The sequence below is a fragment of the Pseudomonas sp. GW821-FHT01A09 genome (assembly GCF_058986725.1).
Map to the genome: position 1 here is coordinate 15,737 of NZ_JBYSWB010000034.1, position 17,146 is coordinate 32,882.

Annotated in this window: 17 protein-coding genes; 9 read left to right on the plus strand and 8 right to left on the minus strand. The window is 61.9% G+C overall.

Annotated elements, in window-relative coordinates; genetic code table 11:
- Nucleotides 1-96 precede the first annotated feature (96 nt).
- From AC3WJP_RS26090 to AC3WJP_RS26120, 7 genes are all read left to right on the plus strand, one after another.
- Nucleotides 97-693 carry a superoxide dismutase gene (locus AC3WJP_RS26090; protein ID WP_493724088.1) on the plus strand — a complete coding sequence of 199 codons (597 nt, stop codon included), beginning with the start codon at nucleotides 97-99 and terminating at the stop codon, nucleotides 691-693.
- A gap of 310 nt (nucleotides 694-1,003) precedes the next feature.
- On the plus strand, nucleotides 1,004-3,055 hold the full coding sequence (locus AC3WJP_RS26095) for a putative bifunctional diguanylate cyclase/phosphodiesterase (RefSeq protein WP_493724089.1): 2,052 nt from the start codon (nucleotides 1,004-1,006) through the stop codon (nucleotides 3,053-3,055).
- 186 nt (nucleotides 3,056-3,241) lie between these two features.
- Complete coding sequence (locus AC3WJP_RS26100; RefSeq protein ID WP_493724090.1) at nucleotides 3,242-4,591, plus strand: imelysin family protein; 1,350 nt, start codon at nucleotides 3,242-3,244, stop codon at nucleotides 4,589-4,591.
- A 7-nt stretch (nucleotides 4,592-4,598) separates the two neighbouring features.
- The gene (locus AC3WJP_RS26105) at nucleotides 4,599-6,038 is read left to right on the plus strand and encodes a di-heme oxidoreductase family protein (protein WP_493724091.1); all 1,440 of its coding nucleotides are present in this window, start codon (nucleotides 4,599-4,601) and stop codon (nucleotides 6,036-6,038) included.
- Nucleotides 6,039-6,058: 20 nt separating this feature from the next.
- A complete protein-coding gene (locus AC3WJP_RS26110; protein WP_493724092.1) occupies nucleotides 6,059-7,150 on the plus strand; it encodes an imelysin family protein in 1,092 nt (363 codons plus the stop codon).
- Nucleotide 7,151: 1 nt separating this feature from the next.
- The gene (locus AC3WJP_RS26115) at nucleotides 7,152-8,252 is read left to right on the plus strand and encodes a DUF1513 domain-containing protein (RefSeq protein WP_493724093.1); all 1,101 of its coding nucleotides are present in this window, start codon (nucleotides 7,152-7,154) and stop codon (nucleotides 8,250-8,252) included.
- A gap of 101 nt (nucleotides 8,253-8,353) precedes the next feature.
- Complete coding sequence (locus AC3WJP_RS26120; protein ID WP_493724094.1) at nucleotides 8,354-8,803, plus strand: permuted SH3 domain-containing protein; 450 nt, start codon at nucleotides 8,354-8,356, stop codon at nucleotides 8,801-8,803.
- 77 nt (nucleotides 8,804-8,880) lie between these two features.
- Here the strand turns inward: AC3WJP_RS26120 and AC3WJP_RS26125 are convergent, their stop codons facing one another.
- From AC3WJP_RS26125 to AC3WJP_RS26140, 4 genes are all read right to left on the minus strand, one after another.
- Entirely contained in the window at nucleotides 8,881-9,108 is a 228-nt protein-coding gene (locus AC3WJP_RS26125; protein ID WP_493724095.1) for a hypothetical protein, read from the minus strand.
- Nucleotides 9,109-9,297: 189 nt separating this feature from the next.
- The gene (locus tag AC3WJP_RS26130) at nucleotides 9,298-10,563 is read right to left on the minus strand and encodes a sensor histidine kinase (protein ID WP_493724096.1); all 1,266 of its coding nucleotides are present in this window, start codon (nucleotides 10,561-10,563) and stop codon (nucleotides 9,298-9,300) included.
- Nucleotides 10,553-11,236: a two-component system response regulator ColR gene (colR, locus tag AC3WJP_RS26135; RefSeq protein ID WP_226506783.1), complete on the minus strand. Its 684-nt coding sequence runs from the start codon at nucleotides 11,234-11,236 to the stop codon at nucleotides 10,553-10,555. Before colR ends, AC3WJP_RS26130 begins: the two co-directional genes overlap by 11 nt.
- Nucleotides 11,237-11,435: 199 nt before the next feature.
- Nucleotides 11,436-12,143 carry a YiaD family glycine zipper/OmpA-like lipoprotein gene (locus AC3WJP_RS26140; protein ID WP_493724097.1) on the minus strand — a complete coding sequence of 236 codons (708 nt, stop codon included), beginning with the start codon at nucleotides 12,141-12,143 and terminating at the stop codon, nucleotides 11,436-11,438.
- A gap of 240 nt (nucleotides 12,144-12,383) precedes the next feature.
- Here AC3WJP_RS26140 and AC3WJP_RS26145 point away from each other — a divergent pair, with 240 nt between their 5' ends.
- Together AC3WJP_RS26145 and AC3WJP_RS26150 are read left to right on the plus strand one after the other, a co-directional pair.
- Entirely contained in the window at nucleotides 12,384-12,686 is a 303-nt protein-coding gene (locus tag AC3WJP_RS26145) for a type II toxin-antitoxin system MqsR family toxin (RefSeq protein WP_493724098.1), read from the plus strand.
- Nucleotides 12,683-13,078, plus strand: coding sequence for a type II toxin-antitoxin system MqsA family antitoxin (locus AC3WJP_RS26150; protein ID WP_493724099.1), 396 nt, complete (start codon nucleotides 12,683-12,685; stop codon nucleotides 13,076-13,078). Before AC3WJP_RS26145 ends, AC3WJP_RS26150 begins: the two co-directional genes overlap by 4 nt.
- 42 nt (nucleotides 13,079-13,120) lie before the next feature.
- Here the strand turns inward: AC3WJP_RS26150 and pstB are convergent, their stop codons facing one another.
- From pstB to pstS, 4 genes are all read right to left on the minus strand, one after another.
- Entirely contained in the window at nucleotides 13,121-13,897 is a 777-nt protein-coding gene (pstB, locus tag AC3WJP_RS26155; protein ID WP_493724100.1) for a phosphate ABC transporter ATP-binding protein PstB, read from the minus strand.
- Nucleotides 13,897-14,715, minus strand: a complete 819-nt coding sequence (gene pstA, locus AC3WJP_RS26160; protein ID WP_493724116.1) for a phosphate ABC transporter permease PstA — start codon at nucleotides 14,713-14,715, stop codon at nucleotides 13,897-13,899. The genes pstB and pstA overlap by 1 nt, the downstream gene beginning before the upstream one ends.
- Before the next feature lie 47 nt (nucleotides 14,716-14,762).
- Nucleotides 14,763-15,758, minus strand: a complete 996-nt coding sequence (pstC, locus tag AC3WJP_RS26165; protein WP_493724101.1) for a phosphate ABC transporter permease subunit PstC — start codon at nucleotides 15,756-15,758, stop codon at nucleotides 14,763-14,765.
- A gap of 92 nt (nucleotides 15,759-15,850) precedes the next feature.
- Nucleotides 15,851-16,870, minus strand: a complete 1,020-nt coding sequence (pstS, locus tag AC3WJP_RS26170; protein WP_493724102.1) for a phosphate ABC transporter substrate-binding protein PstS — start codon at nucleotides 16,868-16,870, stop codon at nucleotides 15,851-15,853.
- Between the last annotated feature and the right edge of the window lie 276 nt (nucleotides 16,871-17,146).

Sequence of the window (17,146 nt, forward strand, 5' to 3'; positions counted from 1 at the left end):
GCTTGCGCCGCAAAGAGTACAAACTCGCCGGCGCACTCAGGCCGCCCGTGATCGGCCTCGCGTATCCCGCAAACAGACCTGATTAGGAGAACCACCATGGCTTTTGAATTGCCTCCGCTGCCGTACGCTCATGATGCCCTGCAGCCGCACATCTCCAAGGAAACGCTGGAATTTCACCACGACAAGCACCACAACACCTACGTCGTGAACCTCAATGGCCTGGTCCCGGGCACTGAATTCGAAGGCAAGACCCTGGAAGAAATCGTCGTCTCTTCCTCGGGCGGTATCTTCAACAACGCCGCTCAAGTCTGGAACCACACCTTCTACTGGAACTGCCTGGCCCCTAACGCCGGTGGCGCTCCGACTGGCGCGCTGGCCGAGGCCATCAACGCCGCTTTCGGTTCGTTCGAGAAGTTCAAGGAAGAGTTCACCAAGACCTCCGTCGGCACCTTCGGCTCGGGCTGGGGCTGGCTGGTCAAGAAGGCAGACGGTTCCCTGGCGCTGGCCAGCACCATCGGTGCCGGCAACCCGCTGACCAGCGGCGACACCCCGCTGCTGACCTGCGACGTCTGGGAACACGCCTATTACATCGACTACCGCAACGTTCGTCCGAAGTACGTCGAGGCGTTCTGGAACCTGGTCAACTGGAAGTTCGTCGCCGAGCAGTTCGACGGCAAGACCTTCAAGGCGTAAGCCTTCGCTGCATTGCGGTGCAGCCCCGAAAAAACCCGGCATGTCCGGGTTTTTTCATGCCTGCGGCCCCCGTAAATTAACGCTTGCCCCCAGTGCGTAGCGCGCTAAGATCAACCCGTGGCAATATCGCCCCGGGCCCCTCAAGTTTCTGCCCCCGGCGACCGACACATAGACACAGGCAGCGTTGCGCCTTGTAGTACATCAGAGCATAACCCTCAGGTTTCATTGGACCGATCCCTTGACGTAACCCAAGGGATTGCGAAAGATGATGGCAAAATGATGCTAAGCGCACGAAACAAGGAATACCCCATTGAAGCTGGAGCTTAAACACAGCTTGTCGGTCAAGCTGCTCAGGGTCGTGCTGCTGTCAGCATTGATCGTGGGCGTGGTGCTCAGTTGTGCGCAGATCGTCTTCGATATCCACAAGACGCGTCAGGCTGTGGCCAACGATGCCAATCGCGTCCTCGACATGTTCCGCGACCCCTCCACCCAGGCCGTCTACAGCCTGGACCGCGAGATGGGCATGCAGGTCATCGAGGGGCTGTTCCAGAACGATGCCGTGCGCATGGCCTCCATCGGCCATCCCAATGAAACCATGCTGGCGGAGAAATCCCGGCCGCTGCAGCAATTCCCGCTGCGCTGGATGACCGACCTGATCCTCGGCCAGGAACGCACCTTCACCACCCAATTGGTGGGCAAGGGTCAGTACAGCGAGTATTACGGCGACCTCAGCATCACCCTCGATACCGCCACCTATGGTGAAGACTTCATCGCCAGTTCGGTGATCATCTTCATTTCAGGGGTCCTGCGGGCCCTGGCTTTGGCACTGGTGTTGTACCTCATCTACCACTGGTTGCTGACCAAGCCGCTGTCCAAGATCATCGAGCACCTGACCCAGATCAATCCGGACCGCCCCAGCCAGCACCAGATCCCCCTGCTCAAGGGCCACGAAAAAAACGAACTGGGCGTGTGGGTCAACACCGCCAATCAGTTGCTGGCCTCCATCGATCGCAATACGCACTTGCGCCACGAGGCCGAGAACAGCCTGTTGCGCATGGCCCAGTACGACTTCCTCACCGGGCTGCCGAACCGCCAGCAATTCCAGGAGCAACTGGACAAGATCCTGATCGACGCCGGCCGCCTGCAACGCCGCGTGGCTGTGCTGTGCGTGGGCCTCGATGACTTCAAGGGCATCAACGAGCAGTTCAGCTACCAGACCGGCGACCAGTTGCTGCTGGCCCTGGCCGATCGCCTGCGTGGCTACAGCGGCCGCCTGGGCGCGCTGGCGCGGCTGGGCGGCGATCAGTTCGCGCTGGTCCAGGCCGACATCGAGCAACCCTACGAAGCCGCCGAGCTGGCACAGAACGTACTCGATGGCCTGGAAGCACCCTTTGCCCTGGACCTCGAAGAAATCCGCCTGCGCGCCACCATCGGCATCACCCTGTTCCCGGAAGACGGCGACAGCACCGAAAAGCTGCTGCAAAAAGCCGAGCAGACCATGACCCTGGCCAAGAGCCGCTCGCGCAATCGCTATCAGTTCTACATCGCCAGCGTCGACAGCGAGATGCGCCGACGCCGCGAGCTCGAAAAAGACCTGCGCGAGGCCCTCGCGAAAAACCAGCTGCACCTGGTCTATCAACCGCAGATCAGCTATCGCGATCACAGCGTGGTCGGCGTCGAGGCCCTGCTGCGCTGGACTCACCCGGAACACGGCATGGTCCCGCCCGACCAGTTCATCCCGTTGGCCGAACAGAACGGCACCATCATCGCCCTGGGTGAATGGGTGCTGGATCAGTCCTGCAAGCAACTGCGCGAATGGCACGACCTGGGCTTCAGCAACCTGCGCATGGCCGTCAACCTCTCCACCGTGCAGCTGCACCACAACGAGCTGCCGCGGGTGGTCAACAACTTCCTGCAAATGTACCGCCTGCCACCGCGCAGCCTGGAGCTGGAAGTCACCGAGACCGGTCTGATGGAAGACATCAGCACCGCTGCCCAGCATCTGCTCAGCCTGCGCCGCTCCGGCGCCTTGATCGCCATCGATGACTTCGGTACTGGCTACTCGTCCCTGAGTTATCTGAAGTCGCTGCCGCTGGACAAGATCAAGATCGACAAGAGCTTCGTCCAAGACCTGGTTCAGGACGACGACGACACCACCATCGTGCGGGCCATCATCCAGCTGGGCAAAAGCCTGGGCATGCAGGTGATCGCCGAAGGCGTGGAAACCAGCGAACAGGAAGCCTATGTGATTTCCGAGGGCTGCCACGAAGGCCAAGGCTACCTGTACAGTAAACCCTTGCCGGCCAGAGAATTGCTGGCGTTTTTGAAACAGGCCGACAAACTTAAATTCTTAACGACGTAACCTGCTGAAATAAATAGATTTTTCAATAATCTTTGAGCAACATTTAGTTACATCCTTAGTAACATATAGTTACATGAAATATTTTTAATATTCGTCCTTTACAGCAAATGCAAATCCTTCGCATCATGGCGCCGTTTCGCGTGCTGCAGCGCGCGGTCGAGCCCATTTTTGACGCAGGATTTCGCCATGATTCGTATGCCCCTGGCCAGCGCCAGTCTGCTGGCCATCGCCATCTCCCTCGCCGGCTGCGGTGACAGCAGCGACAAGGAAAAAGCGGCCGATAAAGTGCCCGCTCCCGCTGCAAGCACCGCCACCACTACCAACAACGCCACGCCGTCGGTCAATGTCGATGAGCGCGCGGCCAGGGTCGTGGTGGACCATTACGCCGAGCTGGCCTATGCCGCGTTCAGCGATTCGTTGAGCACCGCCCAGGCCCTGCAACGCGCCGTCGATGCCTTCCTTGCCCAGCCCGGGGACGCCACCCTCAAGGCCGCTCGTGATGCCTGGATCGCCTCCCGCGTACCCTACCTGCAGACGGAAGCCTTCCGCTTCGGCAACACCCTGATCGATGACTGGGAAGGCCAGGTCAACGCCTGGCCGCTGGATGAGGGCCTGATCGACTACACCGACAAGAGCTACGAGCACGCCCTTGGCAACCCCGCGGCCAGCGCCAATATCATCGCCAACACCGAGATCCAGGTGGGTGAAGACAAGGTCGACGTCAAGGACATCACCCCGGAAAAACTCGCCAGTCTCAACGAGCTGGGCGGCTCCGAAGCCAATGTCGCCACCGGCTACCACGCCATCGAATTCCTGCTTTGGGGTCAGGACCTCAACGGCACCGGCCCGGGTGCCGGCAACCGCCCGGCCTCGGACTATCTGGAGGGCGCCGGGGCCACGGGCGGTCACAACGACCGCCGCCGCGCCTACCTCAAGGCCGCGACCGATCTGCTGGTCAGCGATCTCGAAGAGATGGTCGGCCAATGGCAACCCGATGTAGCCGACAACTACCGCGCCACCCTGGCCAAGGAACCGGTCGATGCCGGCTTGCGCAAGATGCTGTTCGGCATCGGCAGCCTGTCCCTGGGCGAACTGGCCGGCGAACGCATGAAGGTGGCGCTGGAAGCCAACTCGCCGGAAGACGAGCACGATTGCTTCAGCGACAACACCCATCATTCGGCGTTCTACAACGCCAAGGGTATTCGCAACATCTACCTGGGCGAGTACACCCGCGTCGATGGCAGCAAGCTGACCGGCGCCAGCCTGTCGTCGCTGGTGGCCGCAGCCGACAAAACCACCGACCTGACCCTGCAGGCCGACCTGGCCGACACCGAAGCACGCATGCAAGCAATCGTCGATCACGCCAACAAAGGTGAGCATTTCGATCAGTTGATCGCCGCCGGCAACAGCGCCGGCAACCAGGTGATCCGCGATGCCATCGCCGCTCTGGTAAAGCAGACCGGCGCCATCGAGCAAGCGGCAGGCAAACTGGGTATCACCGACCTGAACCCGGATACCGCCGATCACGAGTTCTGATCCGCCGATGCACGCCTCACCCTTGCGTCTGCTCGCAGCGCCTCTGGTACCGGTATTGGCCGCCTGCCTGAGTGCCTGCGATGCGCCGCCGCGCTTCACCGAGCCTGAGCCCGGCGAAGCGCGCTCGGCCGGCCAGGCGACGGTCACCCGCCAGGATCGGCTGGCCTATTCGCAGCCGTCAGCCAATCTGTCGCTCGAACAGCGGCTGGATTTCAGCGTGGGGAACAGTTTCTTTCGCAGCCCCTGGGTCGTTGCACCATCGAGCACCACCGCGCGCGATGGCCTGGGGCCGCTGCTCAACACCAATGCCTGCCAGAACTGCCATATCCGCGATGGCCGTGGCCATCCCCCCGCACCAGATGCGCTCAATGCCGTGTCGATGCTGGTGCGTCTGTCGATCGCCCCGGCGACCGGCCAGCAAGCGCTGCTGGAACGCGTCGGCGTGATCCCCGAGCCCACCTACGGCACGCAATTGCAGGACATGGCCATCCCCGGGGTAGCACCGGAGGGCAAGGTGCGGATCGCGTACAGCGCCGTCGAAGTGCGTTTCGACGATGGCTTTCGCGTGGCGTTGCGCAAACCGCAGTTGCAGATCAGTCAACTAGGCTACGGCCCGCTGCATCCCGACGCACAGCTGTCCGCACGCATCGCGCCGCCAATGATCGGCCTCGGCTTGCTCGAAGCCATTCCTGAGGCGGCGATTGTGGCCAATGCAACCGCCCAGGCCAGGCAGGGCGGGGAAGTGCAAGGCCGCGTCAATCGTGTGTGGGACGAGGCTCAGGGCGCCGCAATGCTCGGACGCTTCGGCTGGAAGGCCGGGCAACCGAACCTGATGCAACAGAACGCCCACGCCTTCGCCGGCGACCTCGGCCTGACCAGCCGCTTCCAGCCCGTGGATGACTGTACCGCCGCGCAAACTGCGTGCCTGGCTGCGCCCAATGGCAATGACCCGGACAGCCACGTCGAGGTCAGCGACAACATCCTGCGCCTGGTGCAGTTCTATACCCGCCACCTCGGCGTACCGCAACGCCGTGAGGTGGCCGCGCCAGCCGTGCTGGCGGGCAAGACGCTGTTCTATCAGGCCGGCTGCCAGACCTGCCACGTGCCGCAATACACCACCGCCGCCGATGCCGACGATCCCGCGTTGGCGGGCCAAGTCATTCGCCCGTACACCGACCTGCTGCTGCACGACATGGGCCCGGGCCTGGCCGATGGCCGCCCCGAGTTCCAGGCTGGCCCCAGCGATTGGCGCACGCCACCGCTTTGGGGCATCGGCCTGAGCGAGACGGTGAGCGGCCACAGCCAGTTCCTCCACGACGGCCGTGCCCGCAACCTGCTCGAAGCGGTGCTCTGGCACGGCGGCGAGGCCGAGGCCGCGAAACGCCACGTCCTGACGTTCAATGCCGAGCAGCGCGATGCCCTGCTGGCATTTCTCAATTCACTGTGAACCGCACGAGAGCCCAATCAATGCCTCCCCACAAACTGCTACTGCGCCCCAAGCTCTTGTTCACCACCCTCGCCGCACTGGCGCTGGGCGCCTGTTCGCCGCCCCAGGCCAAAGACCCACAGGCCGACACCAGCGCCGCCATCGCCAATCAGGTGATCTTGCCCAGCTATACCGCCTGGGTCGAAGCCGATAAGCAACTGGCGATCAGCGCCCTCGCCTTCTGTGCGGGTACCGCCGATCTGGCCACCGCGCGCGCGGATTTTCTCCACGCGCAAAAGGCCTGGGCAGCATTGCAGCCCCTGCTGATCGGCCCCCTGGCCGAGGGGAACCGGGCCTGGTCGGTGCAGTTCTGGCCAGACAAGAAGAACCTGGTCGGGCGCCAGGTCGAAGCGTTGATCAGCGCCGACAAGCCCATCGATGCTCGATCCCTGACCAACGCCAGCGTGGTGGTCCAGGGCCTCTCGGCATACGAATACATCCTCTTCGACAGCAAGCCGGAACTGGCCGATGCCACCCGCAAGGCCAGCTACTGCCCGTTGCTGGTGGCCATTGGCGAACGGCAGCAGCACCTAGCCGAGGAGATTCTCGCGGGCTGGACCGGCACCGATGGCGTGCTGACGCAGATGTCGAAATTCCCCAATCAGCGCTACGCCGATTCCCACGAGGCCATCGCTGAAGTCTTGCGGGTCCAGGTGACCGCACTCGACACCCTGAAGAAAAAGCTCGGTACACCCATGGGCCGCCAGAGCAAAGGCGTGCCCCAGCCGTATCAAGCCGAAGCGTGGCGCAGCCAGTCGTCGCTGAAAAGCCTGCAGGCCTCGTTGCTGGCAGCCCAGAGCCTGTGGCAGGGGGTCGACGGCAAGGGCCTGCGCGGCCTGTTGCCGGCGGATCAAAAGGCCCAGGCGCAGAAGATCGATGCCGCCTATGCCGCCGCCCTGCAGGCGCTGGAGGCCAACAGCCGCTCGCTCACCGCGCTGCTGGACGATCCGGCTGGCAAACCGCTGCTCGACGACCTCTACGCGCGTCTCGATAGCGTCCATCGCCTGCACCAGAACGAGCTGGCCAAGGCCCTGAATATCCAGCTCGGCTTCAATGCCAACGACGGTGACTGACATGGCAACCACTCGGAGCTCTACCTTGCGCGACGTCCTGCTCAGCGCTGCAACCATGGGCGGCTGGAACCTGTTCAAAGGGCGCCAGGCACCGCCGTTGCTGCTGTCGGCGCGGGACGACAGCGCCGGGCGCCACTACGCGGTCGGCTATCGGCTGGATGGCCGGCAGGTGTTCGCCACCGAAGTCCGGCAGCGTTGCCACGACGTCATCCAGCATCCCAGCCAGCCCCTCGCGCTGTTCGTCGCCCGCCGCCCGGGAACCGAGAGCTATCTGCTCGATCTGCGCGACGGGCGCCTGCTGCAGACGCTGCACACGCCCCCAGATCGACACTTCTATGGTCATGCCGTGATCCACCGCAGCGGTGAATGGCTTTACGCCACCGAGAACGACACCACCGACCCTGGCCGCGGCCTGCTGGGCGTCTACCGTTTCGACGGGCCCAGCCTGCAGCGCGTTGGCGAAATCGCCACCCATGGCATCGGCCCTCATGAGGTAGCGTGGCTGCCCGATGGCGAAACCCTGGTGGTGGCCAATGGCGGCATTCGCACCGAGGCCGAAAGTCGCGTGGAGATGAACCTGCACGCCATGCAGCCCAGCCTGGTGCTGATGCGCCGCGACGGTACTCTCATCAGCCACGAAGCCCTGCCCCAGGCCATGAACAGCGTGCGCCATCTGGCCATCGCCAATGACGGCACCATCCTCGCGTGTCAGCAGTTCATGGGTGATGCGCAAGAAACCGCCCCGCTGTTGGCGATCAAGCGCCCGGGCGAAGCCTTCAGCGCCTTTGCCGTGGCCGCCGAACAACTGCAGTCCATGGCCCATTACTCCGCCAGCGTCGCGGTGCACGACGACCAGCGGCTGGTGGCACTGACGGCGCCCAGGGCCAACCGCTTTTTCATCTGGGATCTCGACACCGCGGCACTGCGACTGGAGGCGCCACTGCCCGATTGTGCGGGGGTGGCGGCGGTGCGCGACGGCTTCGTCGTGACCTCCGGGCAAGGCCGTTGCCGCTACTACGATTGCCGCCCGCCGACACCGGTGGCGACGCCTCTGGAAATGCCCTCGGGCGGGTGGGACAACCACTTGTACGCCACGGGTTGAAAGGCTCCGTTTCATATCCGGCAACACTGGCTACTGGAAACCCGTGCCCATCCCGCTTAATGTGCACTGTTGTTTTTCAAAGTCTTTCGAAGGAAGCGGATATGCTCCGTCGGCGTTTGCTGATCCTGTTGGCCGTGGTGTTGTTGCTGGTATTGACCCTGGCGGGTTACAAGGGCCTTACCGTTTACCATCAGATCCAGCGGCTCAGTGCTTTCAAGGCCCCCGTCAGCGTGGGTGTCGCCACCGTGGAACAACGCCAGTGGCAGGGCCGCCAGACCGTGGTCCCGCAAAGCGCGATCGCTTACACCCTCTCCGGCGACTCGGTGTATGTGGTGGTCGAAAAATCCGACAGCAACGATCAGCCGATGCACATCGTCGAACGCCGCGCGATCGATACCGGCGAAACCCGTGAAGGGCTGGTGGTAGTCCACGATGGCCTGGCGCCGGGGGATCGCGTGGTCACCGCCGGGCAGGCCGATTTGAGCAATGGCATGGTGGTGAGCATCACACCGGACAAGGCTCTGCAATTCCCCGCGCGCATGGCCGAATGACGAGGTGCAACGGCAGATCCACCCCACGCAAAAAGGCCCCATCCCGGGGCCTTTTGGTTGTTGCATCGACTAGTACATCAACCTGCTGACTTTTTGCCTTGGGCCAAACCGAACATCAGGAGCAGCAAACCGTGATCCGGCCGCTCGGTGCTTTGGGCCCTTGGCGCCTTGGACATTCCCCCGACACCTTCACCGTCCTCGGCACTCAGCACCTGCGAACGCGGCTCCTGCCACGCCGCCATGGCGACTGAAGCGACGGCCAGCGCCGCCACCAGGAACAAACCTCGAGCAATTTCTAGCTTCATGACTGCAACCCTTTGACAACGCTGCCAAACGCCGTCCGATAAAAGTAGATTATTTCCTATCGTGACGCAGCCCTGAGCGACGAATGGTGCCACACCTGCCACGGGTCCCTGATCATGCCGGGCGACGATAGGCGCGGCGAAGTGATGGCGCGGTGATACCCATGTGAAATTTTCGTTGATGCGAAGGTTTCAGTGCGTCGGATTCAGATCGACCTGGAAACGACAGCCCCGAGGCGCAAGCGGGGTCAAGGTGATGCGCCAGCCTTGGTCGGCGCAGATACGTTGCACCAGCGACAGGCCCAGGCCCACTCGCTCGATGGGCAGGGAATTGGCCTGGGACAGCTGCAGGTCGCGCTGCGACTCGATGACACTCGCTCCGGCATCTTCGACCACGAAACTGTGCGTGCGCACCTCCAGGCGAATACTGCCCTGCTCGGTATGGTGCAGCGCGTTGCGCAGCAGGTTGCCCATGACCGCATGCAGAAAGGTCGAGCTGTAGTGGGTTTCGTCGACGTCGATCCGCTCGTAGAGCAATTGCAGCCCCTTGCGCTCGACCGGCACCCGCCACAAGGTCGCCACATCGTCGGCCACCCGTACCAGGCTGGTCTTGGTGCTGACACCCTCATTGCTCTGGGCCCGTGCCAGCATCAGGAAGGTCTGCACCAGTTCGCGCATTTCCTCGCTGACATGGCGAATGCGCAGCACCTGATTGCGCGAGGCCTCATCGAGCATGGGATATTCCAGCAGTAATTCGCACGAACCCGCCAACACCATCAGCGGCGTGCGCAGTTCGTGGCTGACATCGCTGGTGAACAGCCGCTCGCGGGTCAGCGCCTGACGCAGGCGGCCCAGGGCGGCATCGAAGGCCACCGCCAGCTGGCCGACCTCGTCGCCGGCATAGTCAGGCGCCAGTGGCGGCGCCAGCCCCAGCAACTGATCGCGATGACGGACCTGGCGCGACAGGCGAATGACCGGCGCCATGACCCGCCGCGCCAGCAGCCAGCCCAACAATGCCGCCACGGCCAGGCTGAGGATGAAGCCCACGAATACCACGGCGAACAGCAGCCGCTCGCGGTCCTCGAAATCACTTTGATCCTGCAACAGGACATAACGGCGCCCGTCCACGAACGTCACCATCGCGTGATAGGACAGCGGCCCGCGGAACACTTCGTGAAAGCCGGTGGACAGGTGCTTGAGGTCGTGGGGCAGTTCGTATTGACCGCCGCCGCCACTGAAGTAGAACAACTGATTGGGTTCCGGCGTGTGGCTCCAGTCATCGAGGCTCTCGGCGGCCAGCAGGCGCTGCAGATCCCCGCCCAGCTCGGTGGAGATCAACCGCTCCTCCACCAGATGAACCGTCAACACGATGCCAGCTGCAAAGGCCCCCGCTACCAGTGCGCTCATCAAGCCGAAGGCGATGATGATGCGCTGGGAGAGGCTTTGTTTAAACTCCATCCCGCCCCTCGGTCAGGCGATAACCCACGCCATGCACGGTGTGCAGCAGCGGCTTGTCGAAGGGCTTGTCGATCACCTGGCGCAATTGGTGAACATGGCTGCGCAGGCTGTCGCTGTCGGGGCAGTCATCGCCCCACAACGCCTCTTCGAGCACTTCACGGCGCAACACGTGAGGGCTTTTCTGCATCAGCACGGCGAGCAGCTTGAGGCCTACCGGGTTGAGCTTGAGCAAGCGGCCATCGCGGGTGACTTCGAGGGTATCGAGGTCGTAGACCAGATCGCCGACCTGCAGATTGCGCCGTCCACCGCCCTGGGCACGGCGCATGACCGCTTCGATACGCGCCGCCAGTTCCGACAGGGCGAAGGGCTTGAGCAGGTAGTCGTCAGCCCCGGAGCGGAAGCCTTGCAGACGGTCGTCGAGCTGATCGCGGGCGGTCAGCATGATCACCGGGGTGTCGCGGCGGGCGTCTTCACGCAGGCGCTTGCACAGCGTGTAGCCGTCGATGCCCGGCAACATGATATCAAGGACGATCAGGTCGTAATGCTCGGTGGCGGCCAGGTGCAGGCCTGACAGCCCGTCCTGGGCGCAATCCACGGTATAACCCTTGAGCCCGAGGTAATCGGCGAGGTTGGCGAGGATGTCGCGGTTGTCTTCAACCACAAGGATTTTCATGGAACGTTGCCTCCAGGGACGGTCGCGGTGCCATTTTGGCTGGCGCAGCTTAAGGCCAGCATGGGGCTCGGGGCCAGCGCAGATAGATGGGGCCATTGTCGCATTTTTTTAGCGGCTGCACGCGGCGCTGAAAATCGCTCCCAAGCATCCACACGCGCACAAAAAATCCCGCGGTAAGCGGGATTTTTCAGCGTGCCGGTTACTGCTGCGGCGCTTGGTACTGCTGGCCGGGGATCGGCTTGAGGTTGACCTCGACGCGGCGGTTCTGCGCCCGGCCATTGGCATCGGCATTGCTGGCGATCGGCTGATCGGGGCCGGCGCCACGCACCGACAGGCGCGAGGCATCGACGCCCTGGGACGTCAGGTAGGTGCTGACCGCCTGGGCGCGCTGCAACGACAGGTCCATGTTGTGCTGGCGGCTGCCGGTGCTGTCGGTGTAACCGACGATCTCGATGGTGTTCTCGTTGAATTGCTTGAAGGAGTTGGCGAGGTTGCTGAGCGGCGAATAGAAGCTGCTGGCGATCGCCGAGGAGTCGGTGCCGAAGGTGATATTGCCGGGCATGATCAGCTTGATCTGGTCGCCCTGGCGCTGCACTTGCACACCGGTATTGGCCATGCTCTCGCGCAGGGCCTTTTCCTGCCGGTCGGCGTAATAGCCATAACCGGCTGCCGAGGCACCGACCACCGCCGCACCGATCAGCGCGCCCTTGCCACGGTTGTTATGGTCAATGGCCGCACCCGCCACCGCACCCGCCAAGGCGCCGAGGCCACCGTACTTGGCGGTCTTGCTGACACCCCCGCCCTGCTGGGCCTGGCCCTGATTGTCATAGGGATTGCCCTGGGACACGCAGCCCGACAGCATGGCAACGGCAGTGGCGGCGATCAACAAGCGATGCGAGGTGAACATGAAAAACTCCTGGGCAGTAATTCGAAAGGCAGAAGACAAATGCTGCGTAACTCTGCTTGGAGTTTGACCGTTCTGTGAAGAAAAATTCCGTGACAAGATTTTTAACCGGGAATGGTCCACAGACGGGCTGCGATCTCACGTTCACGGGGAAAGACTGCCCTGCGCCACTTTATCCAGGAAAAACCTAAGGTATGGCGGTTAACCAACTTGCCAAATAAACCTACTAGGTTATTCTCATTTATGGAAAAACGTACTCCTCATTGCCGATTATCCGTGATCAAAGCATTGACACGCTCCGGGCGCGTCAGGATCACGGGCACCGCGATGAGAACGGCAGCAGCGCTCGATCTAGACTTTGAAGCAATCCTTAAGATCGTCTCGGCGCTCACCCTTCGGGATTTTTACAAAAGTATGACCACTCACGATGACCATCGGATCTGGCAAGACGTCTATCGCCCACTTACAGCAGTGGGGCCTGTCTACCTGAAACTCACCGTTGTCGACGAACTGATCATCGTATCCTTCAAGGAGTTCCAATCATGAAATGTCCAGTTTGCGCAGGCGCCGAATTGGTCGCTGATACTCGCGACATCGATTACACCTACAAAGGCGAGTCGACCGTCATCCATGCGGTGAGCGGCGATTTTTGCCCGAAGTGCACCGAAGGGATTTTCACGTCCAGCGAAGCGGCCCGAGCAAGCGCCGAGATGGTAGCGTTCAATAAACAGGTAAACGCCCGGATGGTGGATCCGGCCTTCATTGCTGCGGTCAGAAAAAAGCTGGCGCTGGATCAGCGAGAGGCTGCTGAAATCTTCGGTGGCGGGACTAACGCGTTTTCACGCTACGAGACAGGCAAGACCAGGCCGCCACTGGCGCTGGTCAAATTACTGAGGGTGCTGGATCTGCACCCGGACCTTTTGGCCGAAGTTCGCTGATCAAAGACGGATGGCCCGCTCCGAGCGGGCCATCCATACCCATCAACCAAACCGCCCAGTGATGTAATCCTCGGTCTGGGTCTTGTTCGGCTTGGTGAAGATGGTGTCGGTGTCGCCGTGCTCGATCAATTCGCCCATGAACATGAACGCGGTGTAGTCCGAGCAGCGCGCGGCCTGTTGCATGTTGTGGGTGACGATGATCACGGTGAACTGCTCCTTGAGTTCGGTGATCAGCTGCTCGATGCGCCCAGTGGAGATCGGGTCCAGCGCCGAGGTCGGCTCGTCCAGCAGCAATACCTGCGGACGCAAGGCGATGGTGCGAGCGATGCACAGGCGCTGCTGCTGGCCACCCGAGAGGCTCTGGGCGCTTTGCTTGAGCTTGTCCTTGACCTCGTCCCACAGGGCACCGCCGCGCAGGGCCTGTTCGACGCGCTCGTCCATTTCCCGGCGCGAGAGCTTTTCGTGGTGACGCACGGCGTAGGCGATGTTGTCGTAGATCGACATCGGGAACGGCACCGGCTTCTGGAACACCATGCCGACGTTGCTGCGCAGGCGGTTCATCGAGTAGTGCGAGTCAAGGATATTCTCGCCATTGAGCAACACCTGACCGCGTGCCTCTTGCTTGGGGTACATGGCGTAGATGCGGTTGAACACGCGCAACAGGGTCGACTTGCCACAGCCGGACGGGCCGATAATGGCAGTGACGTGCTTTTCCGGGATGTCCATGTTGATCTTTTTCAACGAACGCTGCTCGTTGTAGTAGAACTCCAGATCGCGGACCTGAATCTTGGTTTGCGGAGCCGCAGGAAGAACGTTCATCAGTGAGACCTATTGCGCAAAAGGATTAGGCGAGAGAGCAAGCTGAGCATCAACACGAACAGAGTCAGGACCAAGGCGCCGGCCCAGGCCAGCGAGTGCCAGTCGTCGTAGGGGCTCATGGCGTACTGGAAGACCACCACCGGCACGCTGGCGATCGGCTTGAGCAGGTCGCTGCTCCAGAACTGGTTGCCGAAGGCGGTGAACAGCAGCGGCGCGGTCTCGCCGGTGATGCGCGCCAGGGCCAGCAGGACACCCGTCACCACACCGGCCTTGGCCGCGCGCAGAACGATCTGCAGGGTCAGCTTCCACTGCGGAACACCCAGTGCCAGTGCCGCTTCGCGCATGGTCGAAGGTTGCAGCTGGAGCATTTCGTCGGTGGTGCGCACCACCACCGGGATCACCAGCAGCGCCAGGGCGAGGGAGCCGGCGAACGCGGAGAAACCGATCTGATGATTGCTCAACGCACTCATCGGCAGGATCACCCCGGTGTACACGAACAGCCCCAGCACGATGGACGGCGCCGACAGCAGAATGTCGTTGATGAAACGCACGGTGTTGCCCAGCTTGCTGTGGCGGGCGAACTCGGCCAGCCAGACCCCGGCCGCCAGGCCGATGGGGGTACCGATCGCCAGGGCGATGATGGACATCAAGGCACTGCCGTAGAAGGCGTTGGCCAGGCCACCGGCGCTGCCGGGTGGCGGCGTCATTTCGGTGAACAGGGCCAGGTTCAAGGCGCTGGCGCCCTTGATGATGGTGGTCAGCAGGATCCACACCAGCCACAACAGGCCGAACAGCGTGGCCGCACAGCTGAGGACCATGGCAAGGCGGTTTTTCAGCGCGCGCTTGCGATAGATGCTTTCGTTACTCACAGGCCCTCCTTGCGCGACAGGCGCATCAACATCAATCGCGCCAAGGCCAGCACGACGAAGGTCACGACGAACAACAGGAAGCCCAGGGCGATCAGCGAGGAACGGTGCAGGTCGGTGTAGGACTCGCTGAACTCGTTGGCGATCACCGAGGCGATCGAGCTGCTGGGCATCATCAGCGAAGAAGAGAACTGATGAGCATTGCCCAGCACGAAGGTCACCGCCATGGTTTCCCCCAGCGCCCGGCCAAGGCCCAGGAAAATACCGCCGACCACTGCGGTACGGGTATAGGGCAGGACGATGTCCCAGACCACTTCCCAGGTGGTGCCGCCCAGTGCGTAGGCCGACTCTTTGAGCGCCGACGGCACGGTGCGGAACACCTCGTGCATCACCGAGGTGATGAACGGAATGATCATGATCGCCAGCACGATGCCAGCGGTGAGCATGCCGATGCCCAACGGTGGCCCCTGAAAAAGACCGCCGATAAAGGGCAGCGCGCCGAGGTTGTCGTTGATCCAGGGCGCCATGTACTGCGCCATGAACGGGCCGAAGATGAACAGGCCCCACATGCCGTAGATGATCGATGGAATGCCCGCCAGCAGTTCGATGGCCGAAGCGATCGGCATGCGCAACCATGGCGGCGCTACTTCAGTCAGAAAAATCGCGATGCCGAAGCTGACCGGAACGGCGATCAACAGGGCGAGAAATGAGGTCACCAGGGTCCCGTAGATGGGCACCACGGCGCCGAAATGGCCACCGACGACGTCCCATTCGGTACTGGTCAGAAACCCGAAACCAAAGGTCTTGAATGCTTCGAACCCACCCCAGAGCGTAGAGGCGGCAATGCTGGCCAACAACAGCAGGACCAGCATGGCAGCGCCTTGCATCGTACGGCGAAACCAGACGTCATGACGGTGGTCGCGGGCGGCACGTTGTTCGCCCGGACTGTCGCTCTTGGAGATCGCAGTGGACAGGTATTGAGTGTTTTCGGTCATGTCAGGTCCACTCGCAGAAAAAGCCCGATCCGGATACCCCCTGAGGGGCACCCGGAAAGAGCGTTACAGTCTTGGATTTCAACGAGATCGAATCACTTGTTGAAATCGGTTTTCCAGTAGCCTTCGATCTTCGCCACCAGCGACTTCGGCAGGGCGACATAGTCCAGCGAAGCGGCTTGTTCCTGACCGTTTTCCAGCGACCATTTGAAGAAGTCGAAAGCCGCTTTGCTTTGCTCGGCGTTTTTCGGCGTCTTGTACATGATGATCCAGGTCGTGGCGGTGATCGGCCATGCAGCTTCGCCAGGGGCGTTGGTCATGATCAGGTTGAAGTCTTTGGCGCTTGCCCAGTCGGCAGTGTCGGCAGCGGCGCCGAATGCCTTGGCGCTAGGTTCGACGAACTTGCCAGCAGCGTTTTTCAGCTGGGTGTGGGCCATTTTGTTCTGCAGTGCATAGGCGAATTCAACGTAGCCGATCGAGCCCTTGATCTGCTTCACGTAGGCCGAGACACCTTCGTTACCCTTGCCGCCCACGCCCGCTGGCCACTGCACGGTGGTACCGAACTTGAGCTTGTCGTTCCACTCGGGGCTCACTTTGGACAGGTAGTTGGTGAAGTTGAACGAGGTACCCGAGCCGTCCGAGCGGTGCACGACGGTGATGGCCTGGTCAGGCAGCGTCACGCCGGCGTTCAACGCGACGATGGCAGGGTCGTTCCACTTCTTGATGTCACCCATGAAGATCTTGGCCAGCGTCGGGCCGTCGAGTTTCAGCTTGCCCGGCTCGACGCCTTCGATGTTGACGACGGGCACGATGCCGCCGATGACGCTAGGGAACTGACCCAGGCCGGCGGCCTGCAGATCCTCTGCGGACAGCGGCGCGTCGGAAGCACCGAAATCGACTGTAGCTGCCTTGATCTGTGCGATACCACCACCGGAACCGATGGACTGGTAGTTGATGCGGTTGGGCGATGCCTTGCTGTAGTCCTGGGACCACTTGGACACGACCGGAAATACAAAGCTCGAACCTGCACCCGTTACATCAGTCGCATGTGCCACGCCGGAAAGGCACAGCGAAGCCAGCAAAATCGAGAGACGATTTTTGGTCAGCAGAATCACGGCAACACCTCAGTCAAAGGATTTGTGGATAAGCCCACAGGAGAAGACGTTGCAGATTTAATGCTTTGAATGTGTAAGTTTGATGACAGTCAGGCGGATGGTTTTGTGACAGTGGGCGGGGTGCCACTACGGAGAGGGGTTTGGCGGGTAAAAAAATATTTATGGGACTGTAGGATCAGGGTGTCCGTTGCGGCCCCTTCGCGGGCAAGCCATGCTCCCACCTGAGTACGACACCGCCTCTGTGGGAGCCAAGCTTGCACCCGAGTACGACACCAC